Source organism: Pedobacter agri PB92 (assembly GCF_000258495.1).
Lineage (GTDB): Bacteria > Bacteroidota > Bacteroidia > Sphingobacteriales > Sphingobacteriaceae > Pedobacter > Pedobacter agri.
Genome location: NZ_AJLG01000377.1, coordinates 1 through 226, shown reverse-complemented (window position 1 = coordinate 226; position 226 = coordinate 1). Strand labels below are relative to the sequence as shown.

At 46.9% G+C, this 226-nt stretch carries 1 protein-coding gene; it reads left to right on the top strand.

Going from position 1 to position 226, the window contains the following annotated elements; genetic code table 11:
- A partial coding sequence (locus ON09_RS23950; RefSeq protein ID WP_193372059.1) for an Ig-like domain-containing protein occupies positions 1-226 on the top strand: 226 nt, incomplete at both ends.

Below are 226 nucleotides of genomic sequence, written 5' to 3'. Positions count from 1 at the left end.
TTGTTCGACCGCTGTAACCAGGGACGTTACGGTAAATGCTTTACCTGTTGTAGCCGCTACCACGGGACAAATACGGTTTGTGTTGGTTCTACTACACAATATTCAAATTCCACTTCAGGTGGGGTATGGAGCAGTAGCAATACTGCCGTTGCCACTGTTAATGCATCAGGTCTTGTTACGGGTGTTTCTGCGGGAACAGCCACCATCATCTATACGGTAACCAATA